This window comes from Mesorhizobium sp. WSM4310, from assembly GCF_007003935.1.
GTDB lineage: Bacteria > Pseudomonadota > Alphaproteobacteria > Rhizobiales > Rhizobiaceae > Mesorhizobium.
The window spans coordinates 147,958-171,261 of the sequence record NZ_VFTA01000002.1 but is presented as its reverse complement, the minus strand read 5'-3'; the positions used below and the strand labels follow the sequence as shown (position 1 = coordinate 171,261).

Annotated in this window: 20 protein-coding genes; 4 read left to right on the top strand and 16 right to left on the bottom strand. The window is 64.1% G+C overall.

From position 1 onward, the window contains the following. Window positions 1-16: 16 nt before the first annotated feature. The gene (locus tag FJV80_RS03800) at window positions 17-1,471 is read left to right on the top strand and encodes a glutamate synthase subunit beta (RefSeq protein WP_142875586.1); all 1,455 of its coding nucleotides are present in this window, start codon (window positions 17-19) and stop codon (window positions 1,469-1,471) included. Between the two features lie 31 nt (window positions 1,472-1,502). Here FJV80_RS03800 and FJV80_RS03795 read toward each other — a convergent pair whose 3' ends face one another. After that, window positions 1,503-2,735: a DUF459 domain-containing protein gene (locus FJV80_RS03795; protein ID WP_142875585.1), complete on the bottom strand. Its 1,233-nt coding sequence runs from the start codon at window positions 2,733-2,735 to the stop codon at window positions 1,503-1,505. On the opposite strand from FJV80_RS03795, the gene FJV80_RS34430 reads away from it, so the two are divergent. Beyond that, the gene (locus tag FJV80_RS34430) at window positions 2,671-2,874 is read left to right on the top strand and encodes a hypothetical protein (protein ID WP_179295797.1); all 204 of its coding nucleotides are present in this window, start codon (window positions 2,671-2,673) and stop codon (window positions 2,872-2,874) included. The two genes, FJV80_RS03795 and FJV80_RS34430, sit on opposite strands and share 65 nt — an antisense overlap. On the opposite strand, the gene FJV80_RS03790 is transcribed toward FJV80_RS34430, so the two are convergent. Then, window positions 2,861-4,084, bottom strand: a complete 1,224-nt coding sequence (locus FJV80_RS03790; RefSeq protein WP_142875584.1) for a lytic murein transglycosylase — start codon at window positions 4,082-4,084, stop codon at window positions 2,861-2,863. The two genes, FJV80_RS34430 and FJV80_RS03790, sit on opposite strands and share 14 nt — an antisense overlap. Window positions 4,085-4,287: 203 nt before the next feature. On the opposite strand from FJV80_RS03790, the gene galU reads away from it, so the two are divergent. Continuing rightward, entirely contained in the window at window positions 4,288-5,202 is a 915-nt protein-coding gene (galU, locus tag FJV80_RS03785; RefSeq protein ID WP_179295816.1) for a UTP--glucose-1-phosphate uridylyltransferase GalU, read from the top strand. A gap of 52 nt (window positions 5,203-5,254) precedes the next feature. Here the strand turns inward: galU and FJV80_RS03780 are convergent, their stop codons facing one another. After that, on the bottom strand, window positions 5,255-7,036 hold the full coding sequence (locus FJV80_RS03780; protein WP_185975131.1) for an outer membrane beta-barrel protein: 1,782 nt from the start codon (window positions 7,034-7,036) through the stop codon (window positions 5,255-5,257). Between the two features lie 207 nt (window positions 7,037-7,243). Between FJV80_RS03780 and FJV80_RS03775 the strand changes: the two genes are divergently transcribed. Next, window positions 7,244-8,245 (top strand): KpsF/GutQ family sugar-phosphate isomerase, encoded by a 1,002-nt coding sequence (locus FJV80_RS03775; protein ID WP_142875583.1) that lies wholly within the window; start codon window positions 7,244-7,246, stop codon window positions 8,243-8,245. A 253-nt stretch (window positions 8,246-8,498) separates the two neighbouring features. Here FJV80_RS03775 and FJV80_RS03770 read toward each other — a convergent pair whose 3' ends face one another. From FJV80_RS03770 to FJV80_RS03710, 13 genes are all read right to left on the bottom strand, one after another. Next, window positions 8,499-8,963 carry an NfeD family protein gene (locus FJV80_RS03770; protein WP_095786989.1) on the bottom strand — a complete coding sequence of 155 codons (465 nt, stop codon included), beginning with the start codon at window positions 8,961-8,963 and terminating at the stop codon, window positions 8,499-8,501. Window positions 8,964-8,983: 20 nt separating this feature from the next. After that, entirely contained in the window at window positions 8,984-9,934 is a 951-nt protein-coding gene (locus FJV80_RS03765; RefSeq protein ID WP_095772605.1) for an SPFH domain-containing protein, read from the bottom strand. Between the two features lie 121 nt (window positions 9,935-10,055). Continuing rightward, a complete protein-coding gene (locus FJV80_RS03760) occupies window positions 10,056-11,267 on the bottom strand; it encodes an FAD-binding oxidoreductase (RefSeq protein WP_142875582.1) in 1,212 nt (403 codons plus the stop codon). 157 nt (window positions 11,268-11,424) lie between these two features. Beyond that, a complete protein-coding gene (hemH, locus tag FJV80_RS03755; protein WP_142875581.1) occupies window positions 11,425-12,489 on the bottom strand; it encodes a ferrochelatase in 1,065 nt (354 codons plus the stop codon). Between the two features lie 145 nt (window positions 12,490-12,634). After that, entirely contained in the window at window positions 12,635-14,722 is a 2,088-nt protein-coding gene (locus FJV80_RS03750; RefSeq protein ID WP_142875580.1) for a 5'-nucleotidase C-terminal domain-containing protein, read from the bottom strand. Window positions 14,723-14,912: 190 nt separating this feature from the next. Continuing rightward, complete coding sequence (locus tag FJV80_RS03745) at window positions 14,913-15,290, bottom strand: hypothetical protein (RefSeq protein WP_095772609.1); 378 nt, start codon at window positions 15,288-15,290, stop codon at window positions 14,913-14,915. Between the two features lie 182 nt (window positions 15,291-15,472). Continuing rightward, window positions 15,473-16,918: a homospermidine synthase gene (locus FJV80_RS03740; RefSeq protein WP_095786985.1), complete on the bottom strand. Its 1,446-nt coding sequence runs from the start codon at window positions 16,916-16,918 to the stop codon at window positions 15,473-15,475. 131 nt (window positions 16,919-17,049) lie between these two features. Then, on the bottom strand, window positions 17,050-17,988 hold the full coding sequence (locus tag FJV80_RS03735; protein WP_142875579.1) for a DUF3445 domain-containing protein: 939 nt from the start codon (window positions 17,986-17,988) through the stop codon (window positions 17,050-17,052). Further along, complete coding sequence (locus FJV80_RS03730) at window positions 17,985-18,272, bottom strand: YciI family protein (RefSeq protein ID WP_095772612.1); 288 nt, start codon at window positions 18,270-18,272, stop codon at window positions 17,985-17,987. Before FJV80_RS03730 ends, FJV80_RS03735 begins: the two co-directional genes overlap by 4 nt. A 13-nt stretch (window positions 18,273-18,285) precedes the next feature. Continuing rightward, a complete protein-coding gene (locus FJV80_RS03725) occupies window positions 18,286-18,948 on the bottom strand; it encodes an aminotransferase class IV family protein (RefSeq protein WP_095772613.1) in 663 nt (220 codons plus the stop codon). Next, on the bottom strand, window positions 18,897-20,042 hold the full coding sequence (locus FJV80_RS03720) for an aminodeoxychorismate synthase component I (RefSeq protein ID WP_142875578.1): 1,146 nt from the start codon (window positions 20,040-20,042) through the stop codon (window positions 18,897-18,899). The genes FJV80_RS03725 and FJV80_RS03720 overlap by 52 nt, the downstream gene beginning before the upstream one ends. A gap of 171 nt (window positions 20,043-20,213) precedes the next feature. Then, a complete protein-coding gene (locus FJV80_RS03715; protein WP_095772615.1) occupies window positions 20,214-20,966 on the bottom strand; it encodes a proton-conducting membrane transporter in 753 nt (250 codons plus the stop codon). A gap of 361 nt (window positions 20,967-21,327) precedes the next feature. Continuing rightward, window positions 21,328-23,166 (bottom strand): M3 family oligoendopeptidase, encoded by a 1,839-nt coding sequence (locus FJV80_RS03710; RefSeq protein ID WP_179295804.1) that lies wholly within the window; start codon window positions 23,164-23,166, stop codon window positions 21,328-21,330. Window positions 23,167-23,304 lie beyond the last annotated feature (138 nt).

Sequence of the window (23,304 nt, the reverse complement as noted above, 5' to 3'; positions counted from 1 at the left end):
CAGCAGGAACTGGACTATGGGCAAGGTAACAGGCTTTCTCGAAATCGACCGGCAGGTGCACAAGTACCAGCCGGCCTCCGACCGAATCCGGCACTTCCGCGAGTTCACGCTGCCGATGTCGGACAAGGAGGTCGAGAAACAGGCCGCGCGCTGCATGGATTGCGGCATCCCGTTCTGTCACGGGCCGACGGGCTGTCCGATCCACAACCAGATCCCGGACTGGAACGACCTCGTCTACAACAGGGACTGGGACAACGCGATCCGCAACCTGCACTCGACCAACAATTTCCCGGAGTTCACCGGCCGCATCTGCCCCGCCCCTTGCGAGGAAGCCTGCACGCTGAACCTCGAGGACATTCCGGTCGCCATCAAGACGGTGGAACAGGCGATAGCCGACAAGGCTTACGAGACCGGCCATATCAGGCCCTATCCGCCGGAGAAGAAGACCGGCAAGCGGGTCGCCATCATCGGCTCCGGCCCTGCCGGCATGGCCGCCGCACAGCAGCTCGGTCGCGCCGGCCACGACGTCCATGTCTATGAGCGCGAGAGCCGCCCGGGCGGGCTGATGCGCTACGGCATTCCCGACTTCAAGATCGAGAAGCACTATATCGACCGGCGCATCGAACAGATGCGGGGCGAGGGCGTGACCTTCCATTGCGGCGTCAATGTCGGTGTCGACAAGCCCGTCGCCGAACTGCTCGCCGAACATGATGCGGTGCTCTATTGCGGCGGCTCGGAAACACCGCGTGCGGCCAACATTCCGGGCGACGATCTCGGCGGTGTGCATGATGCCATGCCCTATCTGGTGCAACAGAACCGCCGCGTCGGGGGCGAGCCGATCCAGTCGGTGGCGTGGCCGTCGCACCCGATCATCGCCGGCGGGCAGCATGTCGTCGTCGTCGGCGGCGGCGATACCGCCTCCGACTGCGTCGGCACCGCCTTCCGCCAGGGCGCGGTGCGCGTCACCCAGCTCGACATCCGCCCGCAGCCGCCCGAGAAGGAAGACAAGCTCGCGGTCTGGCCCTACTGGGCGACCAAGATGCGCACCTCGTCCTCGCAGGCCGAGGGTGCGGAGCGCGAATTCCAGGTGGCGACGCTCGAGTTCATCGGCGAGGACGGCCAACTGACCGGCGTCAAATGCTGCGAGGTCGACGACAAGCGCAGGCCGATCGCCGGCACCGAATTCGTCATCCGCGCCGATCTCGCCTTCATCGCCATCGGCTTTGCCGGACCGGCGATGGTGGGCGTGGCGAAGGAACTCGAGGGCGAGATGAAGATCGTCACCGACAGCCGCCGCTCGCGGAATGTCGAGGCCAATGACCGCGACTACAAGACCAGCGTCGACCGGCTCTACGCGGCGGGCGACGTGCGCCGTGGCCAGTCGCTGGTCGTCTGGGCGATCCGCGAAGGACGCCAGGCGGCGCGCTCGATCGATGAAGCGCTGATGGGGACGAGCGTATTGCCCCGCTGAGTTGCGAGACGATCTCAAGAGTCCTGCGTAATTAAGGGGTGATCGCCGTCGTCGTGTCGGTCGCCGCGGCTGTCGCCGGCGGCTCTGCCTTCGGCGGCCAGGAGAAATCGTCGGCGCGGCCGGGCGCGGCCTCCGGCGCCTTGCCTTCGATCACCAGTCGCTCCCCGGGAAGAGCCGGATTGGCGTTTGCCGGCGGGGCGGCGCCGAGCAGCTCGGTGCCGCCGTCGAGCGCCGGGTCGCTGAGCAGCATGGGTGCGGTGCGGTCGATGACAATGGGTGCCGCGGCCGGCGCCGGTGCCTCGACGGGCGCGCCGGCCGGTGCCGTCGCCGGGGCCACGCTGCCGGGCGCGGCGAGGCCCAGGATCTTGGCCAGCGGCTTTTCGGTGTAGAAGGCGAGCTTGCGCTTGCCGGCCTTGGAGACGTTGATGCCGTCATCGGCCCGCAGCCGCACCGGCTGGCCGTTCATGTCGGGGCCGTTGGTGACGAAGGCGCCGTTCTCGTCGACGAAACCATCCCAGACATCGACGAATTCGCCGCCATGGTTTTCGGCGGCCTGATGGTAAATGTCGTTGAAGGCCAGCATGTCGGAGGTCATCTTCGGCACCCGGAAGGCCGGCATGCCGACCCACAGGAAAGGCACCTTGGCGGTGGCAATGGCCTTGCCGAGTTCGTCGGTGCGGCGCTCGTATTCCTTGGTCCAGTTCTCGGAACGGGGCTGCTCGCGCACGTCCCCCACCTTCATCTGCTGGCGGTCGTTGGAGCCCAGCATGACGACCACCGCGGCCGGTTTCTCGGTCTCGATCAGCGATTTGATCTGTTCGGGCCAGTTGTAGAAATCATCGCGCACGAAGCCCGACGAGCCATTGCTGCGCACGACGATCCTGACGCTTGGATTGTCGGCGAAGGCGGTGTCCAGGCCCTCGGCAAGACCTGTCGCCATGAAGTCGCCGACCACCAGCACGGTGCGGGCGTCCGGCGCCTTTTCGACCGCGGGGGTTTCAGGCTCCGCGGGCGGACGCGGGGCGCGCTTTTTCGCCTTGGCCTTCGGTCTTGCCTTCTGGATGTCGAGCGGCGGCTCGACCCGCTCGCTGCGGCGCGGAAACAGAAGGTCACGCAACGACCATCCACGATCTTGCTGCGGCTGCTCCTGCGCCATGGCCGGCACATGGAAGGCGCCGGCGGCGCCGATCGCCAACAAGATGATCGCCAGAAAAAGGATCGGCGTGCGACGAGCAAGGATCGCGATACGCGCGGCCGAAACCAATCACTCCTCCATCCCCTTGCGCCTGGTCCGGCAAACCGGAGCCGGTTTTGCGGCCGGGCGCAAGTTCAAAGTGCCATGGCGCCTGGATATGCGCGCCCAAAATACGCGCGGCGCCGTGGCCGGCTCTATTTTTGCCTGAGCCATTTGAGCACTTCCATGCTCGGGTAGCCGTCCTGGCTTAAGCCGACCTTTGCCTGATAGGCCATGATGGCGGTCTTGGAGCCGTCACCGATCTTGCCGTCGAACTTGCCGTCGTAAAGCCCGTGCTGCGAAAGCCGCTTCTGCAGCTCCTGCCGTTCCTCGAAGGTGAGCTTGGTGAAGGGCCGCTTCCAGTCCTGGACAAGGCCGTTGCCACCGGCGATCTCGTCGGCAAGAAGGCCAACGGCCAGGGCATATTTGTCGGCGTTGTTGTAGGCCTTGATGACCGAGAAATTCCGGATCATCAGGAAGGCTGGCCCGCCACGGCCGTCAGGCACTTTCAGCGTCGCCTTGTCGGTGAGGTTCTTGAACGGCTTGCCGCTGGCCCTGACGACGCCAAGGGCCTGCCATTGCGCCAGCGACTTCGCTCCGCCCGGCAGCTTGCCGGCCGGTATGGTGACTTCGTAGCCCCAGGTCTTGCCGGCCTGCCAGCCATTCTTCTTCAACAGATTGGCTGATGTCGCCAGCGCATCGGGGATGGAATTCCAGATGTCGCGCTTGCCGTTGCCGTCCATGTCGACGGCATAGTGCTGGTAGCTGGTGGGGATGAACTGGGTCTGGCCCATGGCGCCGGCCCAGGAGCCCATCAGATGGCTTTCATCGATGTCGCCGGTCTGCAGGATCTTCAGGGCTGCGACCAGCTGGGTGCCGGCATATTTCGACCGCTTCGGATCGCCATAGCCCAGCGTCGCCAGCGACCGGATGACGTTGCGCATGATGTCGTCGCGCTTGAGGATCTCGCCATAGTTAGATTCCATCGACCAGATAGCGAGCAGAATGTAGCGGTCGACGCCGAACCGCGCCTCGATCCTGTCAAGCCACGGCTTCCACTTCTTCGCCATCTGCTGCCCGACGGCGACGGACTGGTCGTGGACGCGGTTGTCGAAATAGTCCCAGGCGGGTGCCGTGAATTCGGGCTGTGTGCGTGCCTTCTCCAGCACCACCGGATCAGGGTCCTTGATGTCCCGGAAAGCCTGGTCGTAGACAGCGCCGGAAACGCCGCCGGCCACGGCGGTGGCGCGGAAGCCGGCGACCCATTGGCGGAAACCGGCGTCGGCGAAAGCGGGTCCGGCAGGCATCAACAGAGCGAGCGAGAGGCTGGCGGCCGTCATGACGCTGGTGAAACGTTTTGCGGCATTGCGAACGGACATGTTTTCCTCCTTCTCTGTCTCAGGAAAGACCATTCATCGCCGAACCGGGTTAGGAATTAGTTTACCATAGGTGTCTCCTGGAACGAAAAGACACCTCGATGCTTTAACCGGTGGAAATTTCCCTCACCCGCTCCCACTAATCTTCAATTCCGGCGTGAAAATGTCGCGGGACAGGGATTGCGAAGCCGGCCAGCAAACGGATAATTGAAAGCATGAAGAGAGTTCGCAAGGCAGTTTTCCCGGTCGCCGGTCTCGGCACGCGGTTCCTCCCGGCCACCAAGGCTGTTCCCAAGGAAATGCTGACCGTCGTCGACCGGCCGGTCATCCAGTATGTGGTGGACGAGGCGCGCGAGGCGGGCATCGAGCATTTCATCTTCGTGACCGGCCGCAACAAGGCGGTCATCGAGGACCATTTCGATATCCAGTTCGAGCTCTATGACACGCTCGCCCAGCGCGGCAAGGACGAGCAGCTTGCCCGCCTGCAGCGGTTGCAGCCGGCGCCGGGGCAGACCAGCTTCACGCGCCAGCAGGTGCCGATGGGACTCGGCCATGCCGTCTGGTGCGCGCGCGAACTGGTCGGTGACGAGCCGTTCGCGCTGCTCTTGCCCGACATGATCATGCAGTCGGAAAAGAGCTGCATGAAATCGATGGTCGAGCTCTACGAGGAAACCGGCAACAACATCATTGCCGTGCAGGAATGCGATCCGGCGGAGGCTCACAAATACGGCATTGTCGGCCGTGGCGAGGATACGCATCACGGCTTCCGTATCACCGAGATGGTGGAGAAGCCGAAGACAGGCACGGCGCCGTCCAATCTCTACATCAATGGCCGCTACATCCTGCAGCCCGAGATATTCAACATCCTCGAGGACCAGGAAAAGGGCGCCGGCAACGAAATCCAGCTCACCGATGCGATGCTGAAGCTGGAAAAGCAGCAGGCCTTCTACGGCTATCACTATCAGGGCCGCACCTTCGACTGCGGATCGCCGGAGGGTTTTGTCGAGGCCAATGTCGCCTTCGCGCTGTGGCGCAGCGATATGAAGGAGAACATGGCCGGCGTCATCCGCACGCTTCTCGACGAGATGACGCCATCGGATCGGCGAGTCGCGGTATCTTAACTGGATGGGTCATGCCAGCGCGAGCTGCTGACCGCCCCTGCGCAGGCGTGTTTCAGCGCTGCACCTTCAGGCCGAGGTAGATGCTGTTGGCGGTGTAGTCGCGGCCGGGCAGGTTGCTGGTCAGCTTTTCGGTTCTGACCCGGCCGGTGAGGCCGGCATAGCGGTTCAGCCACCAGGTCAGCCCGGTCTCGGCGCTCAGGATCCTGTCATGGCCGTCGATGCCGACATAGTCGCGCCAGTCGAGCCCCAGAGCCGCATTCGCGGTAAGGTTGGCACGGATCTGCCGTTCGGCCGTCAAGCGGCCGGAATAGAGGATATCGCCGCTTTCACCCGCCGTCGTGGTGGTCTCGACGGTGGTCTTGCCGGTCAGGCCGATCGTGGTTCCGCGTTCCGGCGACCATTTGAGATCGGCGTTGACGGTGGCGCCCGAAATCGCCTCCAGGCTCTTGTCGTCGATCGCTTCCCTCAGCCAGCCGGCGGAGAACTCGCCGGAGAGCTTCTCGCCCATATCGAGTTGCAGACCGGCGCGGGCGCCGAGCCGGGTCGAGGACCGCTCGAAGCCTTCATTGTCGATGCGTTGATCGTAGGCCCGGCGGCCGACCTCGATTTCGCTGAACGGGGTGAGGACCGGGGAGATTTCGTAGCCGGTGCGCAGGGTCGCCGTATAGAGCGTGTTGTCCTGATCCTTCTGTGACAGCGTGGTGCCGTCCGAAAGCTCGGCGTCGCCGTAGAAGTCGTGCGAGACCGCGCCGGTCAACGTGTACTGCATCTTGCCGAAGGCCTTTTCGACGCCAAGGCTGCCGTCGATGGTCTGCCGTAGCGGCTGGGTGCTGACGCCGGCAATGGCGTTGGGCGAGGACGCCGTTTCAGGCACGGCCTCATAGCCGAGCTTGGCTATGGCGCGCAGCTCGTTGTCGAGGTCGATATTGAGCTGGCCTTCGATGCGGCCCTGCGCATCGTGAACCCGGTAGCCCGACACCGTCTCGCGGAACAGGCCGTAGCCGTCGATGGTGGCGGCGTTTTCGCGCCAGTCGGAGACGGCGGTAAAGCGCAACGCCGTCTCCGACAGCAGCGCCGAGGTGCCGGCACTGCTCGAATCGCCGTTCGTGGTGGCGGTCATGCCCTGTTCGATCGACGGGCGGATGACGAAGGAACCCCATTTGACGCCGGTGGGCTGGAACGGATCCTCCTCGGCCTTCTTGTTCTGGCCTTCGATGGCGGCGGTGCGTTCGGCGCCGGGGTCGAGCTTCTGCCTGTCGGCGCTGTCGACGGTGAGGGCACGGCGGTTGGCCGCTTCCTGGTCCGCGCCGTCGGTATCGTCGGTCGCGGCCTGAGTGGTGTCCGTGGTCGCGGTGGTCGCTTTCTTCTTTTTCTTCGACTTGCCGGTTGCCCTGCGGTCCGTCTTGGTCTTGTCCTGGTCCGCAGCATTCTGGCCGGCGCTCGACGGACGGCGACGAGGCTTGGGCGGCGTCGGATTGTCGGTGGCCGTGTCGTCGGTCGCCTGCGGCGGATCGAAAATGCTGCCGGTGGCGGCATCGGTGTTCGTGTCGTCAGGGACAGCGCCGGCACTGGCCGGCAAATAGGTGCGCGGCGGCGCATCGTCCTGCGCAGAGTTGGCCGACTGCTGCTGGCGCTGGGTGGCAAGGGCGAGCTGCTTTGCCTTGCGCTGCTGGTCGGACAGGATCGCCGATTCGGACACCTCGCCGCGCAGCTCGGTTTCCTGGGCATGAAGCTGCCCCGGGCGCAACAAGGCAAACATGCTGGTCGCCAGCAACAAGGCGCAGACCGCCTTGCCCTGTCGTCCTCTTGATTTCTCTGGCTGGGCCCCGGACATCGCCACCACTGCTTGCGCGGCGCTGTGCGCGCCATACTTACCGAACCGTAAATGGGGATGGTTAACGGAGGGTTGAGGCGGCGATCGTTCGACCGGTTAAAGTGCCGCTGTTTGCCGATCCCGTGACCTGTCCGAAGCCACCGCCGCCTGGGCGCCAGCGGCATTTCTGTTGGACAGGCGGGCGGCAACGCGCTAATCGCATCATCCATGCATGCGAGATCCCTCGATAAGAAGCCCCTGGACAGGCAAGCGTCGATCGATTCGGCACTGAGAACGGTGGCGACCGAGCAGGCCGGCATCGCCGCCCTTGCCGAGGCGCTCGAGAACGGGCTGGCCGCGCCTTTCGCGCAGGCCGTCGGCATGATTTCGAAGATCGAAGGCCGGCTGATCGTCACCGGCGTCGGCAAAAGCGGCCATATCGGCTCGAAGATCGCGGCGACGCTGGCTTCGACCGGCACGCCGGCCTTCTTCGTCCATCCCGTCGAGGCCAACCATGGCGATCTCGGCATGATCGCCAAGGACGACGCCATCATTGCCATCTCATGGTCGGGCGAAAGCAAGGAACTGCTCGGCATCGTCGCTTATTCCAGGCGTTTTTCCATTCCGCTCATCGCCGTCACGTCAGGCGAGACATCGGCGCTGGCGCGCGCCGCCGACGTCGTGCTGCTTTTGCCGCGCACCCCGGAGGCCTGTCCGCACGGGCTGGCGCCGACGACGTCGACGCTGCTGCAGCTGGTCATCGGCGACGCCCTGGCGATCGCGCTGCTCGAGGCGCGGGGTTTCACGCCAGACCATTTCCGCACCTTCCATCCCGGTGGCCAGCTCGGCGCCAATCTGACCATGGTCTCCGAGATCATGCGGGTCGGCGACCAGATGCCGCTGGCTGTGCTCGGCACCAAGATGCCGGAAGCGGTAATGACGCTGTCGCAGAAGAAGGTCGGCTGCGTGCTGATCGTCGACGCCAATGGCGAACTGGCGGGGATCATCACCGACGGCGATGTCGCACGCAACCTGCACCGCAATTTGGCCGACGTCATCGTCGACGAGGTGATGACCCGCACGCCCAAGACGGTCGACCCGCAGACGCTGGCCGGCACGGCGATCGCGCTGCTCAACGAGCACAATATCGGCGCGCTGGTGGTGACCAGGAACAACATGCCGCTGGGCGTGGTGCATTTCCACGACCTGCTGCGCATCGGCGCTGCCTAGGCATGCCGATATTCAGGTGAGGCCGGTTGCAAACGGCTGATACCTGCGCTTCCGGCCTTCGCCGGCCGAAGCACTCAAGAGGGATCGTCGCTACTAAGGCTACGGCCGGGTTAGGCAGGTGCTCAAGTACTTAAGTACGCTCCGCTCCGGTTCCCGTAACCCGCCTTGTTTGGTCGCTTCGCGCCCGTCTTCGACTCCGGCTCCGCCTGTCCTGGATCTCAACACATCTTTCGCACCGGCGCCGTCTGGAAACTCAGACGCGCTCCACCGTCAGTTCCAGGTCCGTGTCGGCGGCACTTGTCACGCGCACCTGCGTGCCGGCGGGCAGGTCCGGGCCGGAGACGCGCCATAGCGTGTCGCCGAGCTTGATGCGGCCGCGGCCGTCCTTGATCGGCTCGGCAAGCGTCGCCATGCGGCCGACCATCTGGGCGCCGCGCCGGTTGAGCAGCGGCTGGTCGGTCGGCTGGTCGCGTCCGCCCATGAGTTTCTTGCCGACGAAGGCTGAAGCCAGCGACAACGCCAGGAAGGCGAGGACCTGGACCTGCCAGCTCCAGATCGCCGCATCCCAGATCAGGAGCGACACCGCGCCGATGATGAGCGCGGCGATGCCGATCCACAGCATGAAGAAGCCCGGCGCGATGACCTCCACCACCAGCAGCACGAAGCCCAGAACCATCCAGTTCCACGGACCGAGTTCGGAAATGATGCGATCGAACATGGGAGTGAGCTCCTGCGGACTCAGTTGTCGCTCGGGCGCACAACTGGCGGGCGCGCGGCCTGCCTTTGAGCGCCGGTCGTGCCCTCGCTGCGGAAGACTTCCTTGGCGATCTCGCCGATGCCGCCGAGCGAGCCGATCAGCGACGACGCCTCGAAAGGCATCAGCACGATCTTGCTGTTGGTGGCCGTGCCGATCTTGCCCAGCGCCTCGGTGTATTTCTGCGCGACGAAGTAGTTCAGCGCCTGCACGTCGCCCTTGGAAATCGCTTCCGACACCACCTGGGTGGCGCGGGCCTCGGCCTCGGCCGAGCGCTCGCGCGCCTCGGCGTCGCGGAAGGCGGCCTCCTTGCGACCCTCGGCCTCGAGGATCTGCGACTGCTTGAGACCTTCGGCGGCCAGGATCTGGGCGCGTTTGTTACGTTCGGCGGTCATCTGGCGACCCATCGATTCGATGAGGTTGGCCGGCGGGTTGATGTCCTTGATCTCGACGCGGGTGATCTTGATGCCCCACGGATGCGCCGCCTCGTCGACGACGCGCAGCAGGCGCTCGTTGATGGCGTCGCGGTTGGACAACAGCTCGTCGAGGTCCATCGAGCCCATGACGGTACGGATGTTGGTCATCGTCAGGTTGAGGATGGCGTTCTGCAGGCCGGCAACCTGGTAGGCGGCCTGCGCCGCATTGAGGATCTGGTAGAAGGCGATGCCGTCGACACCGACGATGGCGTTGTCGCGGGTGATGATTTCCTGGCTCGGAACGTCGAGCACCTGCTCCATCATGTTCATCTTGGCGCCGATGCGGTCGACGAACGGCGTGATGATGTTGAGGCCGGGGCTCAGTGTCTTGGTGTAACGACCAAAACGTTCGACCGTATAGTTGTAGCCTTGGGGAACTGTCTTGATGCCTTTGAACAGCACCAGCACGACAAGCGCGACAAGAACAACGACCGCAATATCGAAACCACTGAAATCCATTTGGCTCTCCCTCAGAAGCGGGCCGCGAGAGCCATTCCCGCGCAGCCGACTTCACCAAAGACTTAAGTGTGTTTCAGGAACGTTACAATCAGGTGATGAAGGATTGTTTGTTGCTCTGCACTCAGCGGTTGAAGGCGAAGAGCTCCGCATCGATGTCGGTCATCCCTTTGATCGAAGCCGAAATAATTTCGGAAGCGATGCGCGAGAAGGTGATGCCGTTGCCGCCGTAACCCATGACTGCATGGATGCGCGGATGCCGGGGGACGGCGCCGATATAGGGCAGGCCGGTGCTGGTTGTGCCGAACGAGCCGGTCCAGGCGAATTCGGGCCTGACGTCGAGACGGGGGAACAGCCGGCCCAGCTTGTCGGCAATGCGGGCACTCTTGTCGGCGATCAGTCCGTCGCGCCGCGTCTCGTCGACAAAATCCTCGTCCTCGCCGCCGCAGATGACCCTGCCGTCGGCCGTAGAGCGCATGTAGAGATACGGATCCGACGCCTCCCAGATGAACGACGGACCCGGCCAGAGTTTTCGCGGCTGCGGGCGTGTCGCGATCGCCCAGGTCGAGATGATCCGGTGGGCGGCCGCCGGCACGATGTCGACCAGTTCGTAGCCGGTGGCCAGGACAACATGCCGTGCGGTGATGGTCGGGCCGTCCTTTGTCGTCACGACCACCTCATCGGCATTGTCCTCGATCGCCGTCGCTTCGGCGGGAGCGTAAAGCCGTGCCTTGCGCTCCAGCGCCTTGAGCAGCAAGCCGGCCGTCAGCTTGCGCGGGTCGAGCGCGATGTTGCCATGGCTGAGGATGGCGCCGCCGCGGTCTATGCCGAATGTCTGCGCCAGCGGCTGCGGCGTCAGATAGGCGGCCGCAATGCCCGCATGTCGCCGCGCTTCGGCTTCCTCACGCAGTTCCGACGGTCCGAGCAGCGTGCCGGCCAGATAGAGCGACGGGGCGCGGCGCAGGCGACAGTCGATTGCGAGATATTCGATGCGGCCGGCCAGGTTGGAAACGGCGAGCCGCGAGCGGCGCCAGGCCTGTTGTGCCTTGATCCTGCCGATCATCTCCGAGAGCACGGAAAGCGGTTGGTCGATTTCGAACTGGACCAGCGCCGTGGTCGCCGCGGTCGAGCCTTTCAGCGGACCACGCCGGTCGATGCAGATTAGCTGATGACCGTCCGCCGTCAGCGCCTCGGCCGTCATGGCGCCGCTGATGCCCATGCCGATGATCAGGACGTCGGTCTTGACGTCGCGGGTCAACCTGTCCGTCGGCACGGCAGGTGCCCGATAGGCGGACCAGACGGGCCGGCCAGTTCTGAGGTCGAGTTTGCGGGGCATCGAATTCTCCGGAGGAACTGCTCAACGCTCCGGAGTGGCCCTTGTTCCGGTGTCAGAGCGGCGAGCCGCTCCAACTCTCTGGTTGACGAAATTCCCAAGGGAAAGCGCTATGCGCTTTTCCCGGGAAAACCGTTTCACACTTTTCCTGGAATTTCTCCTAGACCCAGCCGGACAGTTCGCGTCGCACCATCGCCTCGATCACCGCCATGCCTTCGACGCTGTCGTTGAGGCAAGGGATGTGAGCGAAGTTCTTGCCGCCGGCATGATGGAAGGTCTCGGCCGCTTCCCGGCCGATTTCGTCCAGCGTCTCGATGCAGTCGACGGAAAAGCCGGGATTGACGATGGCGATGGATTTGACGCCGTCCTTGCCGAGTTTCTCCACCGTCTTGTCGGTGTAGGGCTGCAGCCATTCCTGGGCGCCGAAGCGGGACTGGAAGGTGGTGATCAGCTTCTTCTCGTCCCAGCCGAGCCTGTCGCTCAACAGCCGGGTCGTCTTGAGACAGTGGCAATGGTAGGGATCGCCTTTTTCGAAATAAGGTCTTGGGATGCCGTGGTATGAGGCGATGACCACTTCAGGCTCGAAATCCAGCGTCGCGATATTCTGCTCGATCGAACGCGCCAGCGCCTCGATATAGACGGGCTCGTCATAGTAAGGCGGCACGCTGCGGATGGCAGGGGCCGCGCGCATCTTCATCAAGGCGCGAAACAGCTGATCATTGGCGGTGGCCGTCGTCGTCGCGGAGTATTGCGGGTAGAGCGGAAACGAAAGAATACGATCGCAGCCCTGCGCGACCAGCCTTTCGGCGACACTCGCGGTCGAAGGATTGCCGTAGCGCATCGCCCAGTCGACGACGACATCGGGCAGGTCGCGCAACGCCTCGGCCAGCTTTTCGCCCTGCGCGCGGGTGTAGGTGCGCAGCGGCGACTCGTTCTTTTCCTGGTTCCATATCCGGGCATAGTTGGCGCCGGACTTCTTCGGCCGCGATGTAAGCACCAGGCCGTAGAGGATCGGATACCAGATCGCCCTGTTGAGTTCGATGACGCGCGGATCGGACAGGAATTCCCTGAGATACCGCCACATCGGCTTGAAGTCGGTGCCGTCAGGCGTGCCGAGATTGATCAGCATGACACCGATCTTGCCGGTCTTGACCGGCGGATGCCCGGCCGGCAGTGGGCCGAGGGCCTTCGCGGCTTTGGGATCGACAGCGGTTGTGAACGTCATAGCGGTCCTCCAGGAGGCGCGAACCTAATCATCCTGCACGGGCTTTCAATGCCGCGTCTGGCCGCACCTTAACGCGTGTCCAGCTGAAAACAGAACACCCGCCCGGTTTCCCAGGCGGGTGTTGGATGGAAGAGGCGAAGTGAGGTTACTTCGCCGGGATGGTCAGCGTCGCGCCGGGCATCAGCCGATGCGGCCTTTGACCCTTGTTGGCCTCGTAGATGAGGTTCCACTTGGTGGCGTCGCCATAGGCCTTCTTGGCCAGATCCCAATAGGTGTCGCCGGTAACGATGACATGGCTGCCCGTTGCTGGTGCGGCTTCAGCGGGCTTTGCCGGCTTTGCCGGCTCGGCTGGTGCAGGTGCCGGAGCAGCGGGAGCCGGCGGGGCCGGTGGCGCAGGTGCATTCTCCGTCGATACGGCCGGCGGCGTGTTGGCGATATCGCCTGAGTTCGCGGGCAGTTCAGGCATTGCCGGTGCCGCTTCCGCGGGCTTTGCCGGTTCAGCCGGTTTCGCGGCCTCGGCCGGTTTGGCAGGTTCCGCCGGCGCGGGGGCCGGAGTTGCCTCGGCTGGCTTTGCCGGCTCTGCAGGCTTGGCTGGTTCCGCCGCCGGGGCCGCCGCGACGGTCGCGGCGATCTCGGTGATGCGGCCGTCGAGCTTGGGCGTGTAGGGCCGGTGGGCGCCGAGATAGTCGGCCACGACCTGTTCGAGACCGGGGCCGTAGTCGTAGGCGTTCTTGGCCTTTTCGGCGAAGACCTTGTAGCCGTCGCCGCCCTGGCGCACGTAATTGTTGGTGGCGACGAGATAGTCCTTGTCGGGCTTGATCGGCGTCCAGGCGCCGTTCTCCATGACCTCGACGGATTTGACGCGGCCGGCATTGGGCGCGACCGATTTGTCGAAGGCGTATTTGAGGCCCGCCACCTGCGGGAAGCGCCCGGCGCCGTCCTCGATCTGGCTGAGGCCGCTTTCGAGGCCGGCGACCAGGTCCTTGCCCGAAATCTGGAAGGTCGCCAGCGTGTTCTGGAACGGCAGCACGGTCAGCACTTCACCCATGGTGACGGTGCCCTTGTCGATCGAGGCGCGCAGGCCGCCGCCATTGGAGATGACGATCTCGACGCCCTGTCCCTTGACCCGGTCGAGTATGGCATCGGAGACGAGGTTGCCCATCGCGCATTCCTTGGCGCGGCAATTCTCGCGGCTGCCGTCGATGACGTCGGTGGTCTCGGCCACTTCCTTGTTCTTCAAAGCCTCGATCGGCGCGCCGAGTTCCTTGATGCGGGCGAGCACAGCGGGATCGGGTGTGATCGACTTGTCGAGAAAGATCGGGTCGCCGCTGGCCGATTTGACGACGCCATTGTCGTCGAACACCACCTTGAACTCGCCGAGATATTTCGAATAGGAGGCCGCCTGCACCACCGGCACCTTGTAGCCGTCCGGGTTGTCGACCATCGTCGGGTAGGGGCCTGCCGCCTTCGGATCGGTGTTCGACAAGAGCGTATGGCTGTGGCCGCCGACAACCACGTCGATGCCCGGGATCTTGGCAATGATGTCGCGTTCCCTGTTATAGCCGATATGGGTCACGGCGATGATCTTGTTGACGCCTTGCGCCTTGAGCTTCTCGACCTCGGCGGTGATCGATTTGACGTCGTCTGCAATGGCGATGTTGGGACCGGGCGAGGCGAGTTCGGGCGTATCGTTGGTGACGGCGCCGACAATGCCGATCTTCTGCCCGCCGACATCCACGACGATCGACGGCTTGATCTTGCCGGCCGCGCCGGACTTGTCGTTGGGCACGACATTGGCACTGACGATCGGGAACATCGCCTTGTCGAGGTAAGGCACCAGCGCGCTCTCGCCATCGTCGAATTCATGGTTGCCGAGCGTCACCGCGTCGGGTTTCATCTGATTGAGGAATTCCTCCTCCACGGTGCCCTTGTAGGTGGTGTAGAACAGCGATCCCTGGAAACTGTCACCCGCATTGAGCAGCAGCACGTTCTGGCCTTCGAGCTTCTTGCGCTCCTGGGCGATCGCCGTGATCAACCGGCCGGCGCCGCCGATGCATTCGCCCTTGGTCTCCTCGTCGGCCGAACAGGTCGACTCATATTTGTTGTTGCCTTCGATGCGGCTGTGCCAGTCATTGAAATGCAAAATGTTCAATGTGTAGTCGGCAAAGGATGCGCCGGCCGACAGGCCAAGCGTCGATGCGGACAGGGCGGCAATGGCGGCAAGCTTCTTCATCTTCGTCTCCCGGTAGGCTGATCAGAGGCGTTTAGCGCCCTTGCTTGACTGGGGTATAACAGCCAGCGTTTTGACCATGTTCCCATCGCGTTTCGGCTGACGCAAGCGGAAATGCCGCCACTCTTTGCAGGCGCAAAAAAGGACGGCGGCCAATCGGCCGCCATCCTCGATGAGTCCAGCGTTCGCTCGTTCAGACGCGTCGCGTCAGCACGAAGTTCTGGCCGGACGAGCTGGTGCAGTTCAGCTGGCTGGTGGAGATCAGCAGGCAGTTGAAGCTGACCGGCGTCTGGCGGATCAGCGACGTCCCGTTGATCTCGACCGATGTGGCTCCGGTCATCGTGTAGCTGCCATCGGACAGCTTCTGGCCGGTGTCGGTGGCGACGGTCGTGAACTTGCCGCCGGTGAAGGTCGACAGGCCGGTGCCCTTTGCATCAATCCAGGAACCCTCGACGCCTTTCGGCGTGGCCGCCATCGGCGGTGCCTCGGGACCGCCTGTGGTGCAGGCGGCGAGGATCATGGCAAAGGAACCCGCCACGCCCATCGAAAGAACTTTGCGCGCAATAGTCATCTTAAATCCTCTCCAAACGCATCGGCCCAAAAATCGGTTTCGATTTTGAGAGGCACGATGCGAACGTCCAAAGTGCTGGAACGGGCGTGCGTCCCGCAAGACGTGCGCTGCCCCAGGCCGCATCTCTTCAATCGCCCGATTTCCGGGCGATTGCAAGGCAATGGCGCATGGTGCGCAGGATGCTATCGGACGAGGATGTTGCGGAATTGCCACGGATCGCTGCGGTCGAGGTCCTCCGGGAAGAGGCCCGGGCGTCGGTCGAGCGGCGTCCAGTCGGTGTAATGGCCTTCGACCGGTCCGAGATAGGGCGACTGGACTTCCAGGCAGCGCTTGTAGTCCATCTCGTCGGCCTCGACGATGCCGGCATCGGGATTTTCCAATGCCCAGACCATGCCGGCCAGAACCGCCGAGGTGACCTGAAGGCCGGTGGCGTTCTGATAGGGCGCCAGCTTGCGCGCCTCGCCCAGCGACAGGTGCGAGCCAAACCAGTAGGCGTTCTTGTCGTGGCCGTAGAGCAGGACACCGAGTTCGTCGACGCCGTCGACCAGTTCGTTCTCGTCGAGCACGTGGTGCACCGGCTGAGGCTTGCCGGCGGCACCGAACATCTCGTCCAGCGACAGGATCGCATCGTTGCAGGGATGGTAGGCGTAATGGCAGGTCGGCCGGTACTGCACCTTGCCCTTCTTCGAGCGAACGGTGAAGAAGTCGGCGATCGAGATCGACTCGTTATGCGTCACCAGCAGGCCGTATTGCGCTCCCGGCGTCGGGCACCACGAGCGAACGCGCGTGTTGGCGCCGGGCTGCTCCAGGTAGATCGCGGCCTTGGAGCCGTGCTTGTGCTTCTTGGCGTTCTTCGGCATCCACTTCTCATGCGTGCCCCAGCCGAGTTCGGCCGGCTGCAAGCCCTCGGAGATGAAGCCCTCGACCGACCAGGTGTTCCAGAACACATCCATCGGCTTCGGCTTCTTGGTGCGCTGGGTGTCGCGCTCGGCGATGTGGATGCCCTTGACGCCGGCCTTTTTCATCAGCTTGGCCCAGCCCTCGCGGTCTTCCTGCGCCGGCTCCGAGAACTCAAGGCCAAGATCGGTGGCGAGGTTGACCAGCGCCTGCTTGACGAACCACGAGACCATACCGGGATTGGCGCCGCAGGTGGAGACGGCGGTGGCGCCGCCGGGCTTGTCGCGCTTTTCCTTGATCATCGCCTCGCGCAGCGCATAGTTGGTGCGGCTGGCATTGTCGGCCTTGGCGTCGAAATAGAAGCCGAGCCACGGCTCGACGACGGTGTCGATGTAAAGCACGCCGAGCTTGCGGCAGAGACGCATCAGATCGACCGAGCCCGTGTCGACCGACAGGTTGACGCAAAAGCCCTGGCCGCCGCCATTGGTCAAGAGCGGCGTCAGAAGCTTCTTGTAGTTCTTCTCGGTCACCGCTTCCTGGACGAAGGCGATGCCGCGCTCGTCGAGCAGCGTGCGGTCGGTGTCGCGTGGGTCGAGGACCGTCATGCGCGACTTGTCGAACTTGAAATGGCGTTCAATGAGCGGCAGCGTCCCCCGTCCGATCGAGCCGAAGCCGATCATCACCACCGGGCCGGTGATCTCACCGTAAACGGGCCAGTTTTCATTCGCCATTTTATCGAGCACTCCTTCAGGCACATGCAAAAGCCGGGCAAACACCCGCAAAACCCGGGCATTTTCACCCGACGGTCATGCGCTACATCACAGATCATTGTCATAAACCAGCGAAAAGCGCCAACCCGTGGCTAGCCGTCCCTGGCCATGTGGTTAAGGACCATGATCAGCCCGTCGCGGTCGGATGTCAGGCCCTTGTAGTCGAGCTGGTCGAGATCGAGCGCCTCGAGCTGGGCGGCAAAGGACAGTGCCAGCGTCGCCCGATCCGGGTGCCGCGCCAGCACGGCGAGCGGGTCGAGATGGATGCGGATGGTGAACAGGATGTCGCGCGAGGACGGCAGCTTGCGCAGCGTCTGCCGTTCGACCCGGATGAAGGCGTGCGTCTTGACATCACCGTCGGGGAAGCGCGTCGGCCGGTTGGTGGCACGGTCGATGCGCTCGACGTTGGACAGCGGATGGTAGAGCACATTGTCGGCCTGGATCGACCAGTTGAAGCGCTCGACCGCCTGTCCCTGCAGGCCGTCGAACATGCGGTTGATCAATTCGGCGGGACGCGTTCCCGGACCGAAACCCGGCACGGGCTGGTGAATCTGCTGCAGCGGCTTGCCGAATTTTTCGAGCAGCGACCAGGACGAGGGAAAGCACAGCGAGCCGGCGGCGAGCCGCCAGCCGCTGTCGTCGCGCCGCATCAGGATCAGGTCTTCCTGGACCAGCAGCGAGGCCGCGACCAGTGGCGCGTCGGCAAGACCCGGAGGCAAGGCAGGGTGGTTCACAGCGCCCACGATCTCGACGCCCGCATCGCTGCGGCGATGGGTGCGCGGAAATCGCTCCGGCAGATACGCGCCGAGCAAGCCGAGCACTTCCTGCTGGGCTTCCCTGGTGCCGTCCTCCTCGACGAAAACCCGTTCGGGGATTTCGGCATAAAGCCGGCGCTTCTCGGCGAGATAGGGCAGGAGATAGCCGTCGACCTCGATCCAGTTTGCCGGGTCGAGCGGCTTCAGCCCGATGTTGAACAGCTTCGAGGAGCCGTCATAAGGGGTGTGGGTGGGCAGGGCCTCGACCAAGCTCATGCTTCCTTGAAAGCGTCAAGACCGGCGGCGGTCATCCTGGCCAGGAATTCGGTGACCTCGTAGTCCGCGGCGCCCGCCTTGGCGAAGGGGTCGGCCGCCAGCCTGGCGTCGAGGATCTCGCGTGGGCATTGCGCGATGATGATGCCGCCGGTCCGCGGTTTCTTCGGCCCGGAAGCGATGAAGATGCCCTCCGCGTAGCAGGCCTTCAGCCATTCGACATGCGCTGCCTGCAGTCGGTCGATCTCGGTCAGGGCCACCTTGTAGTTCAGCGAAACGACGAACATGGCGTTCTCCTAGTCATACCAACTTTGCGGGAACCAGGCCGCGCAGCGAATTGCCGACGAAGAGTGCCTTGGCCGACTTCAGATCGTCGTAGCTGTAGATCGCTTCTCCCGCCCGGCCTTCATCCAGAAGCTCGGCGCGCAATACGCCAGGCAGCAGGCCGCAATCGAGCCGTGGCGTTGCCAGCACGCCGTCGCCGAAATCGGCGAAGACATTGGTGATGGTCCCTTCGCAGATTTCGCCGCGCTCATTGGCCAGCAGCACTTCGTCGGCCTGGGTGACGAGATACTCGGAACGGGCATGGGTGTAGAGCTGGCGCCGGCTGGTCTTGTGGCGCAGCAGCGTGTTTTGCGAATCGAGCCGTGTCCGCGCCAGCCGCAATATCCAGACCTTGTCGGCGGCGAGCGGTTCGTAGGGCTGTGCCGAGGCCGTCGCGTCGCCGTTGCGCGCCAAGGCGAGCCGCGTGCGCATGGCGGTTCGGGCGCCGTCGACCGCCTTGCCCAGCACGGCGCCTATCTTCTGTGGATCGCAGGCAAAGCCAAGCTCCGCCGCCGAGCCATAGAGGCGCGCAAGGTGGCGATCGAAGCGCAGGAAGCCCGTCTCGGGCTGCCAGCGCATGGTCTCGATCAGCTCGAAATCGGCGGTGTCCCCGTCGCGAAGCGGGCTTTGAGCAGACACTCCTGATACTCCTCCTCAGGCGTCGAATCGAAGACGATGCCGCCGCCGACATTGTAGACGGCCTCGCCGCTGGCAAAGAGCGAGATGGTGCGGATCGCCACGGAAAAGCGCATCGTGCCCCCGGGTGCGATCCAGCCGATGGCGCCGCAATAGACGTCGCGCGGCGCGCCCTCCAGGTCGTGCAGGATCTCCATGGCGCGGATCTTCGGTGCGCCGGTGATCGAGCCGCAGGGAAACAGTGCTGCAAACACCTGGCGGATGGTAAGGCCCGGCAGCAGCTTCGCCCTGACGTCGCTCACCATCTGGTGGACGGTCGGGTAGCTCTCGATGCGGAACAGTTCCGGCACTTCCAGCGTGCCGACCTCGCTGATCAGCGAGATGTCGTTGCGCAGGAGATCGACGATCATCCGGTTCTCGGCCTGGTTCTTCTCGTCATTGCGCAGGAAGGTTTTCTGCCGCTCGTCCTCGGTCTTGGTCGCGCCGCGCGGGGCCGTGCCTTTCATCGGATGCGTCTCGATCATCCCAGCCGCATTGATCTCGAAGAACAGTTCGGGCGAGCGCGACAGCACGATCGGATCGCCCAGCCCCACCAGTGCGCCGTACTTCACCGGCTGGCGTTCGGTCAGCGCATCGAAGGCGGCAAGCGGGTCGCCCGACCATTGCGCCTGCACCGGAAAGGTCAGGTTGCCCTGGTAGCAGTCGCCCTGCCTGATGTGCTGGTGCAGCCGCGAGAAGCGTTTCTCATAATCCTCGAATGACCAGGCCGCCCGCGCATCGAAGATCGGGCCGTTCGGGGTTGCCGCATCGCGCGGCGGCACCGCTTCTTCGACCGGAGCATCGAAGACACCGAGGCAGATCAGCGGCGCGCGACGTCCCCGCGGCAGCAAGGGAACGAGTTTCGGTTCGAGCAGATAACCAGCCTCGTAGGAGAAATAGCCGGCCAGCCATTTGCCGGCGTCGTGCGCGGCCTGTGCCGCTTCCAGCGCCGGCCCGAAATCCCTGGCCTCATGCGCGACGATGATATCGGCCGGCCGGTCGAACACGAGCTGACGCGCGCTTTCGTCGTTGCGGAAAATGGCGGCGGGCAGGGACATGGGGACCGGGATCGATGAAGCCGTCGATCGCTCTATATGGGGGGCCGCTCGCGTGCAATCGAGGGAACGGCACCTTGCCACTCAAAGCCGACCTCGTGGCGGCCTTGCCTGCCAAAAAAAGAAATCGGCGAGGCCTGTGACCCCGCCGGCTTGATGATCTGTCTCTGGCGCTCAGGTGTTGCTGGCGGTTCCGGCTGTCGGAAACTGCTTGGCGAATTCCTTCTCGTCGCCGGCGGCGAGCAGCCTGGCTTGGTCGATCCAGCGTTCGCGGGCGATGCGGCCGTCGAAATTCATCACGTCCTCGATCCGCTTGATGTCGGCTGCGGTCCAGGCGGCGATCTGGGCGAAGGTGGTGACGCCCTGCGCCTTGAGCAGCTTCTCGTTGACCGGGCCGATACCGATCAGCCGGCGCAGATTGTCTGATTTGCCAGCCGCAGGCTTGGCTGCCGCCGGTGCGGCCTTCTTGGCGGCTGCCGGCTTGGGCGCGGCCGAACTCTTTGCCGAGGAAGCGGCGGAGGCCGCGGGTTTGGCGGCCGCGGGCTTCGGTGCAGCCGACTTGGTGGCGGTGGCTTTCGCCGGTGCAGCCTTGGCTGCTGGTTTGGCAGGCGCGGCCTTGGCCGCTGTCGGAGCGGATTTGGCGGCCGCCGGCGTTGACATCAGGGCGGCCGGCGGCTGACTGGCGGCCTTTGCTCCACCCGTCTGCGCGTCGCGCAACTGGCGCTCGAGGTCGGCGCGGGTCTTGCCGCATGCATTGAGTTCGCCGGTCAGGCGGTCGCTGTCGGCACGCAGCTTGTCGCGCTCGCCGCGGGTGCGGTCGAGGTCGCCGCGCAAACCGTCGAGCTCACCACGCAGGCGACCCCAGATGAACCAGCCAACCAAAACGCCTACAAGGAACGCCAGGACCACGTAGAAAAAAGTGCCCATTGTCTCTCTCCAGTCAGATCCGTCTGCCGTGGGTCATGACCTTCGGCGATGGACTACTCGGTGAAGGTTCCGCGGGTTCGCAGAACAGCCGGCTTCGGTTCGAGCTGTCGGCGATCGGCTTCTCAAGCCCATGGCCAACGGCCGTTGTCGCGTTCGCCTGAGCGTCACGGCCGGCTGAGATCTCCCCTCGCCGATCCGCGTAGGCTCCGGCTGAGCTTGCGGCGAAGGCTATCATAGAGCTTGTGGAAAGCTATGGGAAAAACTTCCGCCTAGAGTTCTTCAAGAACAAATATTTAGCGAAAGAACAGTGCCGTCCCAACATGCATTCCGGCTAAACTGTTCTTTGCAAGCGAGAGGCGTCTCAGCCGTCGAGCGTTTCCAGTTCATCGATCAGGCCGCTGATGACACCGAGCCCGATCTGCCAGAAGGCGGGGTCGGTGGCGTCGAGGCCGAAGGGCGCCAGAAGCTGCGAATGATGCTTGGTGCCGCCGGCGCGCAGCATCTCGAAATACTTGTCCTGAAAACCGCGCTCGGCATTCTGGTAGACGGCGTAGAGCGAGTTCACCAGGCAGTCGCCGAAGGCATAGGCATAGACGTAGAACGGCGAATGGATGAAGTGCGGGATGTAGGTCCAGAATACCTCGTAACCCTCGCGCAGCTTGATCGCCGGGCCGAGGCTTTCGGCCTGCACTTCCAGCCAGAACTGGCCGAGCCTGTCGGATGTCAGTTCGCCGTTGCGACGCTCGGCATGCACCTTGCGCTCGAATTCGTAGAAGGCGATCTGGCGCACCACCGTGTTGATCATGTCCTCGACCTTCTGGGCGAGCATGGCCTTTCGCTCGCGCCGGTCGGTGGTCTGCTCGAGCAGCGAGCGGAAGGTCAGCATCTCGCCGAAGACCGACGCCGTCTCGGCCAGCGTCAGCGGCGTCGAGGCCATCAGCGCGCCCTGGCCGGCGGCCAGCACCTGGTGCACGCCGTGGCCGAGTTCATGCGCCAGCGTCATCACGTCGCGCGGCTTGCCCATGTAGTTGAGCAGCACATAGGGGTGGGCCGACGGCACGGTCGGATGGGCAAAGGCGCCTGGCGACTTGCCCGGGCGCACCGGCGCGTCGATCCAGTTGCGGTCGAAGAAGGTGCGCGCGATCTCGGCCATCTCGGGCGAGAAGCGCTGATAGGCGGACAGCACGGTGTTGCGCGCTTCGTCCCATCCGATCACCGATTGCGGGGTCTCCGGCAGCGGCGCGTTGCGGTCCCAATGGTTCATCACGTCCGTGCCGAGCCAGCGCGCCTTCATCGCGTAGTAGCGATGCGACAGGCGCGGATAGGCCTCGCGCACCGCGGTGGCGAGCGCGTCGACCACGCCGCGCTCGACGCGGTTGGCGAGATGGCGGGAATCGGCAATGTCCTCGAAGCCGCGCCAGCGGTCGGAAATTTCCTTGTCCTTGGCCAGCGTGTTGGTGATCAGGGTGAAGGTGCGCAAATTCTTGCGGAAAGTCGCAGCCAGCGCCTCGGAGGCCCGGCGGCGCACTTCGCCATCGGCATCCTGCAGGCGATTGAGGGCCGGCTCCAGCGTCAGTTCCTCGCCGTCGACGTCGAAGCGAAGGTCGGTCATCGTCTCGTCGAACAGCCGGTTCCAGGCGCCGCGCCCGGTGATCGACTTCTCGTGGAAAAGCTGTTCGACGCGGTCCTCGAGCTGGTAGGGCTTGTCCATTCTGAGGTCGAGCACCCAAGGCCGGTAGTGGCCGAAAGCGGGATCGCTGGTGAGGGCGCTTTCGATCGCGTCGTCGTCGATCAGGTTCAGTTCTAGCGCGAAGAACAGGAGATGCGCGCTGGCGTCCGTCATCTTCTCCTGGATGTCGCCATAGAGCTTTGCACGCTGCGGATCGGCGGTGTTGCCGGCATAGACCAGGCCGGCATAGGAGACGATGCGGCCGATCAGCTCCTCCAGCGCCTCGTAGGCGACCAGCGCCTCGCCCAGCTTGCCGGCGCCGCCGCGCCCGGCCTCGGCGGCGAGCGTGCCCTTCCAGCGGGTCTCGAAAGCGATTGCGTCGGCGGCGGCTTTTACGATGTCACGCTTCAGTTCCGGGGCTTCCATGCCGGCATAGAGGTCGGCAAGGTTCCATTCCGGCAGATCGCCAAGCTCGGCCGCACCCTGACCGGACGCCGGTGCCGCAAGCCGCCGACCAAACATCATGCGCATCGACAATACCTTCTGTGAATTATGAGGTCAGAATCAAGGGGATCAGGCAAGCCGGTCAAATCGTAAGGAATTCGTTCACCGGGTTTTTTGAAACCTTATTTAGAACCCTGTGCCAAGATGATCCATGGGGATTTCGGG

What these genes read in the sequence shown, in the direction of transcription:
- FJV80_RS03730 (WP_095772612.1), bottom strand. Translation starts at nt 18,272, where the DNA reads ATGTTCGTCGTTTCGCTGAACTACAAGGTGGCCCTGACCGAGATCGAC.
- FJV80_RS34430 (WP_179295797.1), top strand. Translation starts at nt 2,671, where the DNA reads ATGATCGCCAGAAAAAGGATCGGCGTGCGACGAGCAAGGATCGCGATA.
- FJV80_RS03735 (WP_142875579.1), bottom strand. Translation starts at nt 17,988, where the DNA reads ATGAGCTTGGTCGAGGCCCTGCCCACCCACACCCCTTATGACGGCTCC.
- FJV80_RS03800 (WP_142875586.1), top strand. Translation starts at nt 17, where the DNA reads ATGGGCAAGGTAACAGGCTTTCTCGAAATCGACCGGCAGGTGCACAAG.
- FJV80_RS03780 (WP_185975131.1), bottom strand. Translation starts at nt 7,036, where the DNA reads ATGTCCGGGGCCCAGCCAGAGAAATCAAGAGGACGACAGGGCAAGGCG.
- hemH (WP_142875581.1), bottom strand. Translation starts at nt 12,489, where the DNA reads ATGACGTTCACAACCGCTGTCGATCCCAAAGCCGCGAAGGCCCTCGGC.
- FJV80_RS03750 (WP_142875580.1), bottom strand. Translation starts at nt 14,722, where the DNA reads ATGAAGAAGCTTGCCGCCATTGCCGCCCTGTCCGCATCGACGCTTGGC.
- FJV80_RS03740 (WP_095786985.1), bottom strand. Translation starts at nt 16,918, where the DNA reads ATGGCGAATGAAAACTGGCCCGTTTACGGTGAGATCACCGGCCCGGTG.
- FJV80_RS03720 (WP_142875578.1), bottom strand. Translation starts at nt 20,042, where the DNA reads ATGTCCCTGCCCGCCGCCATTTTCCGCAACGACGAAAGCGCGCGTCAG.
- FJV80_RS03715 (WP_095772615.1), bottom strand. Translation starts at nt 20,966, where the DNA reads ATGGGCACTTTTTTCTACGTGGTCCTGGCGTTCCTTGTAGGCGTTTTG.
- FJV80_RS03710 (WP_179295804.1), bottom strand. Translation starts at nt 23,166, where the DNA reads ATGCGCATGATGTTTGGTCGGCGGCTTGCGGCACCGGCGTCCGGTCAG.
- FJV80_RS03745 (WP_095772609.1), bottom strand. Translation starts at nt 15,290, where the DNA reads ATGACTATTGCGCGCAAAGTTCTTTCGATGGGCGTGGCGGGTTCCTTT.
- FJV80_RS03775 (WP_142875583.1), top strand. Translation starts at nt 7,244, where the DNA reads ATGCATGCGAGATCCCTCGATAAGAAGCCCCTGGACAGGCAAGCGTCG.
- FJV80_RS03760 (WP_142875582.1), bottom strand. Translation starts at nt 11,267, where the DNA reads ATGCCCCGCAAACTCGACCTCAGAACTGGCCGGCCCGTCTGGTCCGCC.
- FJV80_RS03790 (WP_142875584.1), bottom strand. Translation starts at nt 4,084, where the DNA reads ATGTCCGTTCGCAATGCCGCAAAACGTTTCACCAGCGTCATGACGGCC.
- FJV80_RS03770 (WP_095786989.1), bottom strand. Translation starts at nt 8,963, where the DNA reads ATGTTCGATCGCATCATTTCCGAACTCGGTCCGTGGAACTGGATGGTT.
- FJV80_RS03765 (WP_095772605.1), bottom strand. Translation starts at nt 9,934, where the DNA reads ATGGATTTCAGTGGTTTCGATATTGCGGTCGTTGTTCTTGTCGCGCTT.